The following is a 14,715-nucleotide window of genomic DNA, read 5'->3' as shown; positions in this document are numbered from 1 at the left end:
TAGTTTAATTTAAGGGAGCAAATCGCCCATTATTCATCCGCTAGCCCCGTTTGTCATAATTCGGTATTCAATTTTATGACAGGCTCTAGCGGCAAGCGGCGTATTGTACTGGTTTCAAAACCGACTGACTAGTAGTCTGAACAAATCTCTTATGTAGTGGTTTTTATTATCGTTAACGCCATATGCCATAAGGGATAACCCTTTTTTCGAATAAGGTTTTTGGTTACAAGTTAGTTATGAAAAAGTACAATCAAAAACAGTCAAAGAATCAAACTGATAAGTACAAAATATGAACAGTTACGATATTGTAGTAGTCGGTGGTGGCATGGTTGGCGCAGCAACAGCAATCGGTTTTGCAAAGCAAGGTCTGAGTGTTGCGGTGATCGAAGGTTTTGCCCCACAAGCTTTTGATGAGTCGCAAGCGATGGACATTCGTGTGTCAGCGATTTCTCAAGCATCGGTCGATTTGCTTGAAGATCTTGGCGCATGGCAAAGTATTGCAGCAATGCGAGTGTGTTCTTATAAGCGTTTAGAGACGTGGGAGCACCCAGAGTGTCGTACTCGATTTGATGCTGTATCACTAGACCTTCCTCGTTTGGGCTATATCGTTGAGAACAGACTCATTCAATTAGGTTTATGGTCTCAATTTGATGCCTACGACAATCTCGAACTGTTATGCCCAGAAAAGCTCGATAAGATTGAGTTTGGTGAAACCAATATCGTAAAGCTTCAATCAGGGGCTGAGTTATCTGCGAAGTGGGTAGTTGGTGCTGATGGCGCTAATTCAACCGTCCGTCAACAAGCTGGAATTGGCATCACGGCTTGGGATTATCGACAGCACTGTATGCTGATCAATGTGGAAACTGAGCTCCCTCAGCAAGACATTACCTGGCAACAGTTTCTACCAAGTGGTCCTCGTTCGTTTCTGCCTCTGTGTTCTCTAACCTCTGACGATCAACAAGTCGGGCAGGGCTCGTTAGTTTGGTATGATTCTCCGCTGCGTATTAAGCAACTGTCAGCAATGACCCCTGAAAAACTACGTAACGAAGTGCTTACTCACTTTCCTAAAGAGTTAGGTGATATCAAAGTCTTGAATTCGGGTTCTTTTCCTCTGACACGACGTCATGCTCAATCATACTCGAAGAACAACTGTATTTTAGTCGGGGACTCTGCGCATACGATTAACCCTTTGGCTGGACAGGGTGTTAACTTAGGCTTCAAAGATGTATCAGTACTGTTGAATGTCACCAAAGAAAAGGGTGAATTAAATCAGTCTGTAGCAAGACACTATGAAGTGATGAGAAGAGGCGACAACCTAATGATGCAGAGTGGTATGGATTTCTTCTACAAGACATTCAGCAACGACATTGGCCCGCTTAAGTTTGTACGTAATGCCGCACTAAAACTCGCAGAGAACTCTGGGCCGATTAAAACTCAAGTCTTGAAATACGCCTTGGGTCTTTAATTCTCACTAGTTCCGGTTGCTTATATAGAAAAGGAGAGCAGATGCTCTCCTTTTTTGTATGGTGTTGAATGCTATAACTACTGCATAACGCAAACCGGTGCATCGATCTCTAAAGAGTACCCTGTATAAACCAAAGACCCATCCTCATTATTTCGCTTGAATGAGGTGATGTTGTTGGAGTGCTGGTTTGCGACGATAAGCCATTTCCCATCGTTCGTTATGTGGAAGTCTCTTGGGAATTTGCCTTTAGTGTCGTAGCTATCAATGAAAGTCAGCCTTTGAGTCTCAGAGTCGATTTTGAAGCTGCTGATTCTTGATTGGTGTCGACATGACACATAAAGGAATTGCTCATCAGGCGATAGCTTAATCGCAGCTGCGGCTTCTCCCTTCTCCATATTAGGCAATGCATCGATCTCTTCCACTGCATTCCAAATGCCTAAAACCTTTTCCAAAATCAGTAATGTTTCAGAGAGTTCACAGACCACATAGGCTCTGTCTTCAACTTTGTTAAAGATTAAATGGCGAGGTCCATTGCCGGCGGGCACCTTAATAGACTGCATTGGCTCATCAAGGAACTCTTCTTGCTCTTCATCAAAGCAATAGAAGTTGATGCGATCGGTGCCGAGATCGACAGTCACAAACTGTGGTGAGTTTTGTAGGAACAGACATTGATGGGTGTGTGGGCTTGTTTGTCTCTCTTTGTTTGGTCCGGAACCAACCATCTTGATTGTTTTGAGTCGTTTATCGATGCTGCCGTTGATACTTAAGCTAAAAATATCGAATGTGCCTGATGAGTATTGCGACGTGATAGCAAACTTATTGTGTGGATCTATTGCGACGTGACAAGGGTGATCTCCCGAGATGAGGCTTGTATTGGGTGTTAGCTGTGAATCAACATTAGGTATATGAATGAGCTGGGGCTGTTTTTGCTGGTCAACTTCTGATGCAGTATAGATCCCAGTCTTTGTTACAGTAACAAAAGAGGGGTTAGTACATTTGATGATCAGCTCTAGAGGTAATAGTTTTCCTGTTTCTAGATCTAACTGAGTTTGATAAACACCTTGGCTTTTACTTGGCGTATCTGTGTAGCAACCGATCGTTAAGGGGAGGGTTTTCATAGGCTAGTCATACTCAATTAGAAAATGGAGCTGACATTGTCTTATAAAATCGTATTAAAAGTGAGGTTATAGAAGAGAATACTTGGTGACTTGGCTAGCAGATTTGCATATTCCAGATAAAACAAAACCCAGCTAAAAAGCTGGGTTCTATTTAATGATGGTGCGGTCGGAGAGACTTGAACTCTCACACCTCTCGGCGCCAGAACCTAAATCTGGTGCGTCTACCAATTCCGCCACGACCGCAGCAAAGCTTTTACTCTAGCGAAGAGTATAGTTAAGAAGACTTATGGTTTGTCTAAGTAACGTTGTAATGGCTGGGCTACCTGGATTCGAACCAGGGAATGCTGGCATCAAAAGCCAGTGCCTTACCGCTTGGCGATAGCCCAACAGGATATCATTTAAGATATCTAAATAATGGTGCGGTCGGAGAGACTTGAACTCTCACACCTCTCGGCGCCAGAACCTAAATCTGGTGCGTCTACCAATTCCGCCACGACCGCAGCAAAGCTTTTACTCTAGCGAAGAGTATAGTTAAGAAGACTTATGGTTTGTCTAAGTAACGTTGTAATGGCTGGGCTACCTGGATTCGAACCAGGGAATGCTGGCATCAAAAGCCAGTGCCTTACCGCTTGGCGATAGCCCAACAGGATATCATTTAAGATATCTAAATAATGGTGCGGTCGGAGAGACTTGAACTCTCACACCTCTCGGCGCCAGAACCTAAATCTGGTGCGTCTACCAATTCCGCCACGACCGCAGCAAATCTTTATAGTCATATCGAATATTGGTGCTTCAATAAGACGTTGTATAAGTGGTGGCTACTGCGGGATTTGAACCTGCGACCCCATCATTATGAGTGATGTGCTCTAACCAACTGAGCTAAGTAGCCATAATAAATCTCATAGATTCACTATTTGTTCTCTAATGAAAGAGAAATAATGGTGCGGTCGGAGAGACTTGAACTCTCACACCTCTCGGCGCCAGAACCTAAATCTGGTGCGTCTACCAATTCCGCCACGACCGCAGCAAATCTTTATAGTCATATCGAATATTGGTGCTTCAATAAGACGTTGTATAAGTGGTGGCTACTGCGGGATTTGAACCTGCGACCCCATCATTATGAGTGATGTGCTCTAACCAACTGAGCTAAGTAGCCATAATAAATCTCATAGATTCACTATTTGTTCTCTAATGAAAGAGAAATAATGGTGCGGTCGGAGAGACTTGAACTCTCACACCTCTCGGCGCCAGAACCTAAATCTGGTGCGTCTACCAATTCCGCCACGACCGCAGCAAAGCTTTTACTCTAGCGAAGAGTATAGTTAAGAAGACTTATGGTTTGTCTAAGTAACGTTGTAATGGCTGGGCTACCTGGATTCGAACCAGGGAATGCTGGCATCAAAAGCCAGTGCCTTACCGCTTGGCGATAGCCCAACAGGATATCATTTAAGATATCTAAATAATGGTGCGGTCGGAGAGACTTGAACTCTCACACCTCGGCGCCAGAACCTAAATCTGGTGCGTCTACCAATTCCGCCACGACCGCAGCAAAGCTTTTACTCTAGCGAAGAGTATAGTTAAGAAGACTTATGGTTTGTCTAAGTAACGTTGTAATGGCTGGGCTACCTGGATTCGAACCAGGGAATGCTGGCATCAAAAGCCAGTGCCTTACCGCTTGGCGATAGCCCAACAGGATATCATTTAAGATATCTAAATAATGGTGCGGTCGGAGAGACTTGAACTCTCACACCTCTCGGCGCCAGAACCTAAATCTGGTGCGTCTACCAATTCCGCCACGACCGCAGCAAAGCTTTTACTCTAGCGAAGAGTATAGTTAAGAAGACTTATGGTTTGTCTAAGTAACGTTGTAATGGCTGGGCTACCTGGATTCGAACCAGGGAATGCTGGCATCAAAAGCCAGTGCCTTACCGCTTGGCGATAGCCCAACAGGATATCATTTAAGATATCTAAATAATGGTGCGGTCGGAGAGACTTGAACTCTCACACCTCTCGGCGCCAGAACCTAAATCTGGTGCGTCTACCAATTCCGCCACGACCGCAGCAAATCTTTATAGTTATATCGACATTGGTAATTCAATATAACGTTGTTTGTTCTTCTTTCATAAAGAAAGAATGGTGGCTACTGCGGGATTTGAACCTGCGACCCCATCATTATGAGTGATGTGCTCTAACCAACTGAGCTAAGTAGCCATCTGAGAGCGAAGTAATATAATATAATCTCGCTTCCAATGCCATTATCTTTTTAAAGATAATTACACTTTAAATTGTGGCTGGGCTACCTGGATTCGAACCAGGGAATGCTGGCATCAAAAGCCAGTGCCTTACCGCTTGGCGATAGCCCAACAATGATATCAATTAAGATATCTCAATATGGTGCGGTCGGAGAGACTTGAACTCTCACACCTCTCGGCGCCAGAACCTAAATCTGGTGCGTCTACCAATTCCGCCACGACCGCTTTACTTTCCTAAAAACTCTTGTCGTTAATAAACATGTGTTTAATAACAAACAAAGTGCTTAGGAAATGGTGGCTACTGCGGGATTTGAACCTGCGACCCCATCATTATGAGTGATGTGCTCTAACCAACTGAGCTAAGTAGCCATTTCCAAATTGTCGTTCATTTCGAGACGTTGCCGCTTCGTTGTGAACGGGGCGCATTATGCGTAGTTGAGCGAAACCCGTCAACTTTTTTTTTGAATAAATCGCGAATAAACATCTGTTCGGTTTCTTTTTAGGCAAAGAGGCGTATTTGTCGACAAAAAATAGCTCTAAAAGGCGATATATATAGGAAGTTAAGTTTCTGATGAGGGGCAATTTAGAAACGAGAAAAACAAAAAGGCCAGTGAATTCACTGGCCTTTTTTCTAGATGTTTAATCAGAATTATACGTTGAAGCGGAAGTGAACAACGTCACCATCTTTAACGATGTATTCTTTACCTTCAAGGCGCCATTTACCTGCGTCTTTCGCACCGCTCTCACCGTTAAATTCGATGAAGTGATCGAATCCAACAACTTCAGCACGGATGAAACCTTTCTCGAAGTCTGTGTGGATCTTACCCGCTGCTTGTGGCGCAGTTGCACCTACAGGGATTGTCCAAGCGCGAACTTCTTTAACGCCCGCTGTGAAGTAAGTTTGAAGAGTCAGTAGTTCGTAACCAGAGCGGATCACTCGGTTAAGACCTGGCTCTTCGATACCCATATCCGCTAGGAACTCTTCGCGATCTTCGTCGTCAAGTTCAGAAAGCTCAGATTCGATTGCTGCACAAACAGCAACAACTACGTTGTTTTCGTTTTCAGCGTATTCACGAACAGCGTCTAGATATGGGTTATTTTCAAAACCATCTTCTGCAACGTTTGCGATGTACATTGTTGGCTTAAGTGTTAGGAAGTTTAGGTAGCCGATTGCTGCCGCTTCTTCTTTGCCAAGTTCAACAGTACGCGCCATACCACCTTCAGTGAGAACTGGAAGTAGCTTTTCTAGTACAGTGATTTCGAATTTAGCGTCTTTGTCGCCGCCTTTCGCTTTCTTCGCGTTACGTTGAATTGCACGCTCACAGCTGTCTAAGTCAGCTAGTGCAAGTTCAAGGTTGATCACTTCGATATCTTCGATTGGAGATACTTTGCCAGCAACGTGAACAATGTTTTCATTTTCAAAGCAGCGTACAACGTGACCGATAGCGTCAGTTTCACGGATGTTAGCTAGGAATTTGTTACCAAGACCTTCACCTTTAGATGCGCCAGCAACTAGGCCCGCGATATCTACGAATTCCATTGTCGTTGGAAGGATCTTCTGTGGATTAACAATTTTTGCTAATGCATCTAAGCGTAGATCTGGAACCGGAACGATACCTGTGTTTGGTTCGATCGTACAAAATGGAAAGTTTGCTGCTTCGATGCCTGCTTTAGTCAGTGCGTTAAACAGAGTTGACTTACCAACGTTTGGTAGACCAACGATGCCACATTTAAAACCCATGATATAAACCTTATTCTGCTTTGAACGTATGTAAGCGATTTTGTGCTTTTGGTAGGCCATCTTTTAATAAGATGTCTAGGCTGCGAACCGATTCGTCAACGACGGCCTCGATACACTCTTGCTCTTTTTGAGGAGCTTTGCCTAATACATAACCTGCAACTTTATCTTTGTGTCCTGGATGGCCAATGCCTAATCTAAGACGATAGAATTCTTTATTGTTACCCTGCTTGCTGATGATGTCTTTCAGACCATTGTGTCCACCATGACCACCACCTTTTTTAAACTTTCCAATACCAGGAGGCAGATCTAACTCATCGTGAGCGACCATGATCTCTTCTGGTTTAATTTGGTAGAACTTTGCTATGGCTGCAACTGCTTTGCCTGACAAGTTCATAAAAGTCGTTGGGATCAGCAAACGAAGATCTTCACCGTGAACCATGATACGACCCGTTAGGCCAAAGAACTTTGGTTCGTTCTTTAGTGTCACGTTATGTACACGCGCTAATTCTTCAACTACCCAAGCACCCGCATTGTGGCGAGTTTTGGCGTATTCTGGACCTGGATTAGCCAGTCCAACGAGAAGTTTTATTTGTTGGCTCAAGGTATGGATCTCTCTTGGGATTTCAAAAAGCGCCGTATGATATCACAGTTTATGAAAAAGGTGCGAGCTAGCTGATAGCTGCGCGATTATTCCTGTTTGTGATAACTAGCAGTGCAATATTACTCAGACATAAAAAAAGCACTTCATTGACTGAAGTGCTTAATATCTTTCTCTCGCGTGTTTCTAAAACCAAGCTTTTGTAAAAAAGCTATTGGGCTTTGATTAATTGAACATCGCTGAGATTGATTCTTCGTTGCTGATACGACGAATCGCTTCAGCAAGCATGCGAGAAAGGCTAAGTGTTGTCACTTTACCAGTCGCAGCCATCTCTGGAGATAGAGAGATAGAATCCGTTACGATAACTTGGTCTAGAACAGAGTTCTTGATGTTGTTCGCAGCAGTACCAGAGAAAACAGCGTGAGTTGCGTAAGCGAATACACGCTTAGCACCGCGCTCTTTAAGCGCTTCAGCTGCTTTACATAGTGTGCCACCCGTATCGATCATGTCATCAACGATAACACAGTCACGGCCTTCAACATCACCGATTAGGTTCATTACTTCAGAAACGTTAGCACGTGGACGACGCTTATCAACGATAGCGATGTCAACATCACCTAGCGCTTTAGCCGTTGCACGAGCACGTACAACACCACCAAGGTCTGGAGAAACCACAACTGGGTTTTCTAGGCCACGGTTAGCCATGTCTTCTAGAAGAACTGGAGTGCCGAAGATGTTATCAACAGGTACATCGAAGAAGCCTTGGATTTGCTCTGCGTGTAGGTCGATAGTAAGAACGCGGTCAACGCCAACGTTAGAAAGGAAGTCTGCAACAACTTTTGCAGTAATTGGCACACGAGCAGAACGTACACGACGATCTTGACGGGCATAACCGAAGTAAGGGATTACAGCAGTAATACGGCCAGCAGAAGCACGGCGCATTGCGTCAATCATTACCACCAATTCCATAAGGTTGTCATTGGTTGGTGCACAAGTTGATTGAATCAGGAATACATCGCTACCACGAACGTTTTCATTGATTTGAACAGCGACTTCGCCATCAGAAAAACGGTCTACAGTAGCATCGCCAAGAGAGATGTATAGACGATCAGCAATACGTTGGGCTAGTTCAGGTGTTGCGTTACCAGCAAATAGCTTCATATCAGGCACGGTGGAAACCTCGGGTTGCGTCCAGTTTTAAATAGATTGTGGGTGGGCTGATTGGTATTCAGCCAGAGTTTCTTTTAAAGGAGAAATGTTTCTTCCTTTCGCTACGAAAGCGGAAACTGTGTCAGGCAGTTGTTCTCGCACCAATTCGGCTTCTTTTTTGCTGTTAAATTCAGCAAAAACGCACGAACCTGTGCCAGTCAATCTCGACGGCGCGTATTGTAGCAGCCATGAAAGTTGCTTATCAACCTCTGGGTACAGCATTCGCACAATTTTTTCGCAATCGTTTACGTATTCTTGCTCTAGAAGCGTTGATAGCGCTCGCTTTGGCGTGTTTCGAGTTAATTCTGAATGTGTGAATATGTCTACAGTTGCTATGCTCACTTGAGGCTTAACCACAAGATACCATTTTTCATCCGGATTAGCGGGCTGTAGCTGTTCTCCAACCCCTTCAGCAAAGGCGGCGTGGCCTCGAACGAAGACAGGAACGTCAGCACCAAGCTTCAAACCGATCTCGGCGAGTTGATCGTCTGACAGGTTGAGTTGCCATAAATAATTCAGAGCGACCAATACGGTTGCTGCATTTGAAGAGCCTCCGCCAATACCGCCACCCATAGGCAGTACTTTCTTGAGTTCAATATCGGCACCGAAACAGGTTGAGGTATATTGCTGTAGCGCAGTAGCGGCTTTCCAGATCAGGTTGTCTTCAAGTGCTACCCCAGGAATTTCTGGTGTGATTGTTATTGAGTTAGTTTCTGAGTTTGCGGTCACCGTCAGTTCATCACCAAAATCGACAAACTGAAATAAAGTTTGAAGTTCGTGATAGCCATTGTCACGTCGACCAGTGATATAGAGAAATAAATTCAGTTTAGCCGGAGAAGGCCAATGGGTTGGCGTTGTTATCATTTTTTCAGTGTCCACTTCGAAACTACAATGTTAATTTTGTTATTGTCTTGCTTGAATGACAATCGAGTAGGGAGTGGGATTGTCTCTACCTTAGTGTTGTCTTCATCCGATAGTTGCTTATTCGGAATCTCTGTATTGCGATAGTTAGCAAAACTCAGTGTCCATAGTTGGTTGCTGACTTGTTTGGTGAGAGATTCAAGCGTGTTGGTGGTGTTCAATTGGTAGTTATCGGCTTGGTCTGGAATGCCAAGGAACCATTGTGGTAGATGATCAATAGGGATCTGTAAGCCTGTCAGCTGCTCAACCAAGACTGAAGCGCTCGCATGAGTAAATACTTGATCATCATAGGTCACGACTTTTGCACCCGATGGATCTATGGTTAGGTTCAATGCAGTTTGACCGAGAAAAGTCGTAAGCCTTAATTGACTTTGATTTGGTGAATGCTTCCAAATGAAATTTAGGCTTTGGCGTTGCTCTGGGGAAATGTAAGCGAGCTTGCCTGAGGCTTGATAGTTGTCTATCTGTAAAAGCCGATCTTGATGACTTTGCCATTCAACGCTGGTTGGTTGTTCAGGGATAGACGAGCAACCCACCATAATTATGGCCATAAAAATAAGAGACGCGATTTTGAGAAGCTTGCTCATATTTGCTCACAACTTGTTCAAATTTATCTAAAAAACGCTTCAACTATAGCATTGAATTCACGAAGTCAGGAAAACAAATCCCGCTTGCTCTTTAAATAGAGCCATGCATCAAGTAAAATTCGCCCCTTGTTTCCATTCCCTGATCGAGAACTTCTGATACATGTCTTTGCTTGCCGTAGGTATCAATCACAATACAGCGTCGGTTGAATTGCGAGAAAAAGTCGCTTTTGGTCCAGATAAATTATCTGAGGCACTCAAGCAACTTAACGCAAATGCACACGTAAATGGAAGTGTCATACTTTCTACCTGTAATCGAACTGAATTGTATTGTGACGTCAAAGGCGTGGCAAAAAACAAGCTCATCGATTGGTTGTCAGTTTTCCATCAAGTGAGCCCTGAAGAGCTAAAACCGAGCATTTATGTCCATGAAGAGCAGGCGGCGATTAAACATTTAATGCGCGTAGCTTGTGGCTTGGACTCTTTGGTATTGGGTGAACCACAGATCTTAGGTCAGGTGAAGCAAGCTTATACAGACTCGCGAGAGAACAAATCTGTTGATGCTTCAATGGAAAAGCTGTTCCAGAAATCATTCTCTGTCGCGAAGCGTGTTCGAACTGAAACAGAGATCGGCGGAAGCGCAGTTTCGGTTGCTTACGCAGCTTGCACGTTAGCCAAGCACATCTTTGAGTCGATTGCCGATTCAACTGTGTTATTGGTGGGTGCGGGTGAAACCATTGAGTTGGTGGCTAAGCATCTCTCAGCGAATGGCTGTACCAAGATGATTGTGGCTAACCGAACTCGTGAGCGTGCTTTAGGGCTGGCTGAAGAGTTTGGTGCTGAAGTGATCAGCCTCAATGAGATCCCTGATCATCTGCATCGAGCGGATATCGTAATCAGTTCAACCGCAAGTCCGTTACCTATTATTGGTAAAGGCATGGTTGAAACTGCACTGAAGACAAGAAAACATCAACCTATGTTGTTGGTTGATATTGCGGTTCCGCGTGATGTGGAATCTCAGGTTGGTGAGTTGAATGACGCCTACCTTTATTCAGTGGATGATCTGCAGTCGATTGTTGATGGCAACATTGAACAGCGCAAAGTGGAAGCGATTCAAGCGGAAGCAATAGTTAGCGAAGAAAGTGCGGCATTCATGAGTTGGATGCGTTCACTGCAAGCTGTAGACAGTATTCGTGACTACCGTAAATCGGCTAACGAAATCCGAGAAGAATTATTAAGTAAGAGTTTACAATCACTTGCCGCTGGCGGTGACCCTGAGAAAGTCTTACTTGAGCTAAGTAATAAGCTCACAAACAAATTGATCCATGCTCCAACGCGCGCACTTCAAAGTGCAGCTGAGCAAGGAGAACCTGCAAAATTAATGGTCATTAGACAGAGTTTGGGCTTAGAAAACCCTCAATAATATTAGACCTCCAACAGAATAAGACATTATGAAAGCCTCGATTCTAGTAAAGCTTGAAACACTTGTTGAACGCTATGAAGAAGTTCAACATCTACTTGGTGATCCAGATGTAATCGGGAATCAAGACAAATTCCGTGCACTTTCTAAAGAGTACTCTCAACTAGAAGAAGTGACGGCTTGCTTCCAGTCATACCAGCAAGCTCAAGAAGATTTAGAAGCTGCTGAAGAGATGGCAAACGAAGATGACGCTGAAATGCGTGAAATGGCTCAAGACGAAATCAAAGACGCAAAAGCGGCGATTGAACGTTTGACTGATGAGCTACAGATCCTTCTGATTCCAAAAGATCCAAACGATGAGCGTAACTGTTTCCTTGAAATCCGCGCAGGCGCGGGTGGTGATGAAGCGGGTATCTTCGCGGGCAACCTGTTCCGTATGTACTCTAAGTTTGCTGAGAAGAAAGGTTGGCGCGTTGAAATCATGAGCAGCAATGCTTCTGAACAAGGCGGCTACAAAGAGATGATCGCTAAGGTTAGTGGCGACGCTGTTTACGGCACAATGAAGTTTGAGTCGGGCGGTCACCGTGTACAACGTGTACCTGAAACCGAGTCTCAAGGCCGTGTTCACACGTCAGCATGTACGGTTGCGGTTATGCCTGAGATCCCAGAAGCGGATCTTCCAGAAATCAAAGCGGGCGACCTTAAAATTGATACTTTCCGTGCATCAGGCGCAGGTGGTCAGCACGTTAACACCACGGATTCAGCAATCCGTATTACTCACTTACCAACGGGTACAGTAGTAGAGTGTCAGGACGAGCGTTCTCAGCATAAAAATAAAGCGAAAGCGATGGCTGTTCTTGCTGCTCGTATTGTTCAAGCAGAAGAAGAGCGCCGTGCAGCAGCGGTTTCTGATACACGTCGTAACCTTCTAGGTTCGGGTGACCGTAGTGACCGTATTCGCACGTACAACTACCCACAAGGTCGTGTTTCTGATCACCGTATCAACCTTACAATTTACCGTCTTAACGAAGTACTTGAAGGTGACATGCAAAGCTTGCTTGATCCTGTACTTCAAGAGCACCAAGCCGATCAGCTTGCTGCACTTGCAGAGAACAACTAACCCGTATGCAGTCAGCATATACGGTTGAAAGTGCTTTAAAAGCAGCAATCGTAAAGCTTCAAGAGGGTGATAACACATCACCCTCCATTGATGCAGCGGTACTGCTTTGTCACGCCTTAGATAAACCAAGATCTTACCTACTGACTTGGCCTGAGAAGCACCTCACCTCAGAGCAAGAGTCTGAATTCAACGCCCTTCTAAAACGTCGCTTAACCGGTGAGCCTGTGGCTTACATTATCGGTGAGCGTGAGTTTTGGTCACTGCCGTTAAAAGTTTCCCCTTCTACATTAATCCCACGCCCAGATACCGAGCGTTTGGTTGAAGTAGCGTTGGATAAAACCTATGGCAAGCAAGGCGCGATTCTCGATTTAGGGACAGGTACAGGTGCTATCGCGTTAGCATTGGCGTCTGAGATGCCGAATCGACAGGTAACGGGTATTGATCTTCGCCCTGAAGCGCAGCAGCTTGCTACAGAGAATGCACAACGTCTCAATATCACCAATGCGACTTTTTTGCACGGCAGTTGGTTTGAGCCTTTGAGCTCTGAAGAAACTGTGAAGTTCTCTCTGATTGTTTCTAACCCGCCATACATTGAGAAGAATGATCCTCATTTGTCTCAAGGCGATGTGCGTTTTGAGCCAATCACAGCACTGGTTGCTGAGGAGAAAGGGCTTGCAGATATCCGATACATTTCTGAAAACGCTCGCGGCTTTTTGGAAAATGAAGGTTGGTTAGCATTTGAACACGGCTATGACCAAGGTTTGGCAGTTCGTGAGATTATGCAGGCGCTCGGTTATCTCGATGTTGTCACAGAGAAAGATTACGGTGGTAATGACCGAGTGACATTGGGTCGTTACTGTTCATAGTTAGTGATTGTTAATCGTCTTGTGAGCAATGGATGATGAACTTGCTAAATTGATACCTTTAACTCGACAATACATTTAACTCGGTAATGCATTTAACGCAGAAATACAGAGATTTTATGCGGAACTACAGAGCATTAACGGGTATTGTGAGGCTCGTGTTAACGAAAGCACATATAAAAATATAAAGGAATACCATGTACGAAGGTCTAAAACATTTTCACCTATTAACGATTGCTATAAGTGCGCTACTTCTTTCGATTCGTTTCGCTCTTATGATGGCTAACTCACCTAAGCTTAAGCATCCTTTCTTGCAGCGTTTCCCTCATATCAATGACTCGTTGCTATTGCTATCGGGTATTGGTTTGATTTTCATCACTGGCTTTATTCCATTCACACCAGCAGCACCATGGTTAACCGAAAAACTAACTTGTGTTATGGCTTACATCGCATTAGGTTTCTTTGCGCTTAAGCTAGGTAAAAACAAGCTACTGAGAGTATTCTCTTTCTTTGGTGCGCTTGGCTGGTTAGCGATGGCAGGCAAAATCGCAATGACCAAGACACCAACATTTTTCGGTTAATTCTCTCCTTATTTCGGTTAACTATCTATGTACGAATTTTTTGATGAAGACTTTGACCAGCTAGAATTAGCTGAAGGTGCATTGATCTTAAATAAAGCGATTAACCCAGAAACTCAAGACAGTTGGGCTGAGCAAGAGCTGGCAAGATTGTTTAAAGAAGCTGAGTTTGCTTTGGTTCATGAAACCGACGAACAGCAGAAGTTTGAGTCTTTTATTCGACTATTCTTCTACGAGTGGGGTTTTGCTGGCGATAAGGACGCGTACTTCTCTTCAGAAAACGCATTCATTGATAAAGTGCTTGAGAGAAAGAAAGGCATTCCAGTGAGTCTGGGGGCGATCTTTCTTTTTCTAGGTCGCAAGCTAGGCTTTCCTGTAGAGGGCGTCTCTTTCCCGACTCAATTCTTACTTAAAGTAAGCTGGTACGGGCAAGCTGCAGCCTATATTAACCCTTATAACGGCGAGTACGTTGGCGAACAAACGCTGCGAGCATGGTTAATTGGCCATGATGGCCCATTAGCTAAGGTGAAACCTGAGCACTTAGAAGTTGCCGACCACCCAACAATTATTGGTAAGTGGTTAGCACTGCTCAAGAGTGCACTGCTGCGAGAAGAGCGTTATACACTTGCATTGAAGTGTACTGACCTTGCTTTGACGTTTGTGCCGGATGACCCGTATGAAATCCGTGACCGCGGTTTTATCTATCAGCAGCTAGACTGTCATCAAGTGGCTGCAACGGATTATCAATACTTTATCGACCAATGCCCAGATGACCCGGCATCTGAGTTACTGAAATCTCAAGTGAACGTCATGAACGAAAAGACAGTGGTTGTTCACTAATTAATA

12 protein-coding genes and 19 tRNA genes are annotated in these 14,715 nt (G+C 44.4%); 6 read left to right on the top strand and 25 right to left on the bottom strand.

Annotation, left to right across the window (positions count from 1 at the left end; genetic code table 11):
* Positions 1 to 289 precede the first annotated feature (289 nt).
* On the top strand, positions 290 to 1,465 hold the full coding sequence (locus tag OCV19_RS12465) for a 2-octaprenyl-3-methyl-6-methoxy-1,4-benzoquinol hydroxylase (RefSeq protein ID WP_065676394.1): 1,176 nt from the start codon (positions 290 to 292) through the stop codon (positions 1,463 to 1,465).
* 77 nt (positions 1,466 to 1,542) lie between these two features.
* Here OCV19_RS12465 and OCV19_RS12460 read toward each other — a convergent pair whose 3' ends face one another.
* The 25 genes from OCV19_RS12460 to lolB form a co-directional block, all read right to left on the bottom strand.
* The gene (locus OCV19_RS12460; protein WP_065676395.1) at positions 1,543 to 2,583 is read right to left on the bottom strand and encodes a lactonase family protein; all 1,041 of its coding nucleotides are present in this window, start codon (positions 2,581 to 2,583) and stop codon (positions 1,543 to 1,545) included.
* 158 nt (positions 2,584 to 2,741) lie between these two features.
* A tRNA-Leu gene (locus OCV19_RS12455) sits at positions 2,742 to 2,826 on the bottom strand.
* A gap of 68 nt (positions 2,827 to 2,894) precedes the next feature.
* Positions 2,895 to 2,969 (bottom strand) — tRNA-Gln (locus OCV19_RS12450).
* A 29-nt stretch (positions 2,970 to 2,998) separates the two neighbouring features.
* A tRNA-Leu gene (locus OCV19_RS12445) sits at positions 2,999 to 3,083 on the bottom strand.
* Positions 3,084 to 3,151: 68 nt separating this feature from the next.
* Positions 3,152 to 3,226 (bottom strand) — tRNA-Gln (locus OCV19_RS12440).
* A gap of 29 nt (positions 3,227 to 3,255) precedes the next feature.
* A tRNA-Leu gene (locus OCV19_RS12435) sits at positions 3,256 to 3,340 on the bottom strand.
* Between the two features lie 55 nt (positions 3,341 to 3,395).
* Positions 3,396 to 3,472: transfer RNA gene (locus OCV19_RS12430), tRNA-Met, on the bottom strand.
* Positions 3,473 to 3,522: 50 nt separating this feature from the next.
* Positions 3,523 to 3,607 (bottom strand) — tRNA-Leu (locus OCV19_RS12425).
* 55 nt (positions 3,608 to 3,662) lie between these two features.
* Positions 3,663 to 3,739, bottom strand: a tRNA-Met gene (locus tag OCV19_RS12420).
* 50 nt (positions 3,740 to 3,789) lie between these two features.
* Positions 3,790 to 3,874 (bottom strand) — tRNA-Leu (locus tag OCV19_RS12415).
* Positions 3,875 to 3,942: 68 nt separating this feature from the next.
* A tRNA-Gln gene (locus OCV19_RS12410) sits at positions 3,943 to 4,017 on the bottom strand.
* A gap of 29 nt (positions 4,018 to 4,046) precedes the next feature.
* Positions 4,047 to 4,129 (bottom strand) — tRNA-Leu (locus tag OCV19_RS12405).
* A 68-nt stretch (positions 4,130 to 4,197) separates the two neighbouring features.
* A tRNA-Gln gene (locus OCV19_RS12400) sits at positions 4,198 to 4,272 on the bottom strand.
* 29 nt (positions 4,273 to 4,301) lie between these two features.
* Positions 4,302 to 4,386: transfer RNA gene (locus OCV19_RS12395), tRNA-Leu, on the bottom strand.
* 68 nt (positions 4,387 to 4,454) lie between these two features.
* Positions 4,455 to 4,529 (bottom strand) — tRNA-Gln (locus OCV19_RS12390).
* A 29-nt stretch (positions 4,530 to 4,558) separates the two neighbouring features.
* Positions 4,559 to 4,643: transfer RNA gene (locus tag OCV19_RS12385), tRNA-Leu, on the bottom strand.
* Between the two features lie 74 nt (positions 4,644 to 4,717).
* Positions 4,718 to 4,794 (bottom strand) — tRNA-Met (locus OCV19_RS12380).
* 77 nt (positions 4,795 to 4,871) lie between these two features.
* Positions 4,872 to 4,946 (bottom strand) — tRNA-Gln (locus OCV19_RS12375).
* 29 nt (positions 4,947 to 4,975) lie between these two features.
* Positions 4,976 to 5,060, bottom strand: a tRNA-Leu gene (locus tag OCV19_RS12370).
* A gap of 67 nt (positions 5,061 to 5,127) precedes the next feature.
* Positions 5,128 to 5,204: transfer RNA gene (locus OCV19_RS12365), tRNA-Met, on the bottom strand.
* A 280-nt stretch (positions 5,205 to 5,484) separates the two neighbouring features.
* Positions 5,485 to 6,576, bottom strand: a complete 1,092-nt coding sequence (gene ychF / locus OCV19_RS12360; protein WP_010439159.1) for a redox-regulated ATPase YchF — start codon at positions 6,574 to 6,576, stop codon at positions 5,485 to 5,487.
* A gap of 10 nt (positions 6,577 to 6,586) precedes the next feature.
* A complete protein-coding gene (gene pth, locus OCV19_RS12355) occupies positions 6,587 to 7,177 on the bottom strand; it encodes an aminoacyl-tRNA hydrolase (protein WP_065675633.1) in 591 nt (196 codons plus the stop codon).
* Positions 7,178 to 7,399: 222 nt separating this feature from the next.
* Positions 7,400 to 8,344, bottom strand: a complete 945-nt coding sequence (locus OCV19_RS12350) for a ribose-phosphate pyrophosphokinase (protein ID WP_004739814.1) — start codon at positions 8,342 to 8,344, stop codon at positions 7,400 to 7,402.
* 27 nt (positions 8,345 to 8,371) lie between these two features.
* Positions 8,372 to 9,247, bottom strand: coding sequence for a 4-(cytidine 5'-diphospho)-2-C-methyl-D-erythritol kinase (gene ispE, locus OCV19_RS12345; RefSeq protein ID WP_032545398.1), 876 nt, complete (start codon positions 9,245 to 9,247; stop codon positions 8,372 to 8,374).
* On the bottom strand, positions 9,244 to 9,891 hold the full coding sequence (gene lolB, locus OCV19_RS12340; protein ID WP_065675632.1) for a lipoprotein insertase outer membrane protein LolB: 648 nt from the start codon (positions 9,889 to 9,891) through the stop codon (positions 9,244 to 9,246). The genes ispE and lolB overlap by 4 nt, the downstream gene beginning before the upstream one ends.
* Before the next feature lie 160 nt (positions 9,892 to 10,051).
* Between lolB and hemA the strand changes: the two genes are divergently transcribed.
* The 5 genes from hemA (at position 10,052) to OCV19_RS12315 (ending at position 14,709) form a co-directional block, all read left to right on the top strand.
* On the top strand, positions 10,052 to 11,311 hold the full coding sequence (gene hemA, locus OCV19_RS12335) for a glutamyl-tRNA reductase (RefSeq protein WP_019821588.1): 1,260 nt from the start codon (positions 10,052 to 10,054) through the stop codon (positions 11,309 to 11,311).
* 28 nt (positions 11,312 to 11,339) lie between these two features.
* Positions 11,340 to 12,428: a peptide chain release factor 1 gene (gene prfA, locus OCV19_RS12330; protein WP_019821589.1), complete on the top strand. Its 1,089-nt coding sequence runs from the start codon at positions 11,340 to 11,342 to the stop codon at positions 12,426 to 12,428.
* A 5-nt stretch (positions 12,429 to 12,433) separates the two neighbouring features.
* Positions 12,434 to 13,294, top strand: a complete 861-nt coding sequence (prmC, locus tag OCV19_RS12325) for a peptide chain release factor N(5)-glutamine methyltransferase (RefSeq protein WP_065675631.1) — start codon at positions 12,434 to 12,436, stop codon at positions 13,292 to 13,294.
* A gap of 194 nt (positions 13,295 to 13,488) precedes the next feature.
* Positions 13,489 to 13,872 (top strand): SirB2 family protein, encoded by a 384-nt coding sequence (locus tag OCV19_RS12320; protein ID WP_009848726.1) that lies wholly within the window; start codon positions 13,489 to 13,491, stop codon positions 13,870 to 13,872.
* 27 nt (positions 13,873 to 13,899) lie between these two features.
* Positions 13,900 to 14,709 carry a SirB1 family protein gene (locus OCV19_RS12315; RefSeq protein ID WP_017069620.1) on the top strand — a complete coding sequence of 270 codons (810 nt, stop codon included), beginning with the start codon at positions 13,900 to 13,902 and terminating at the stop codon, positions 14,707 to 14,709.
* The last annotated feature ends 6 nt before the right edge of the window (positions 14,710 to 14,715 follow it).

This window comes from Vibrio celticus, assembly GCF_024347335.1.
Taxonomy (GTDB): Bacteria; Pseudomonadota; Gammaproteobacteria; order Enterobacterales; family Vibrionaceae; genus Vibrio; species Vibrio celticus.
The sequence above is the reverse complement of the archived record's forward strand: the minus strand, read 5'-3'. Positions and strand labels throughout refer to the sequence as shown.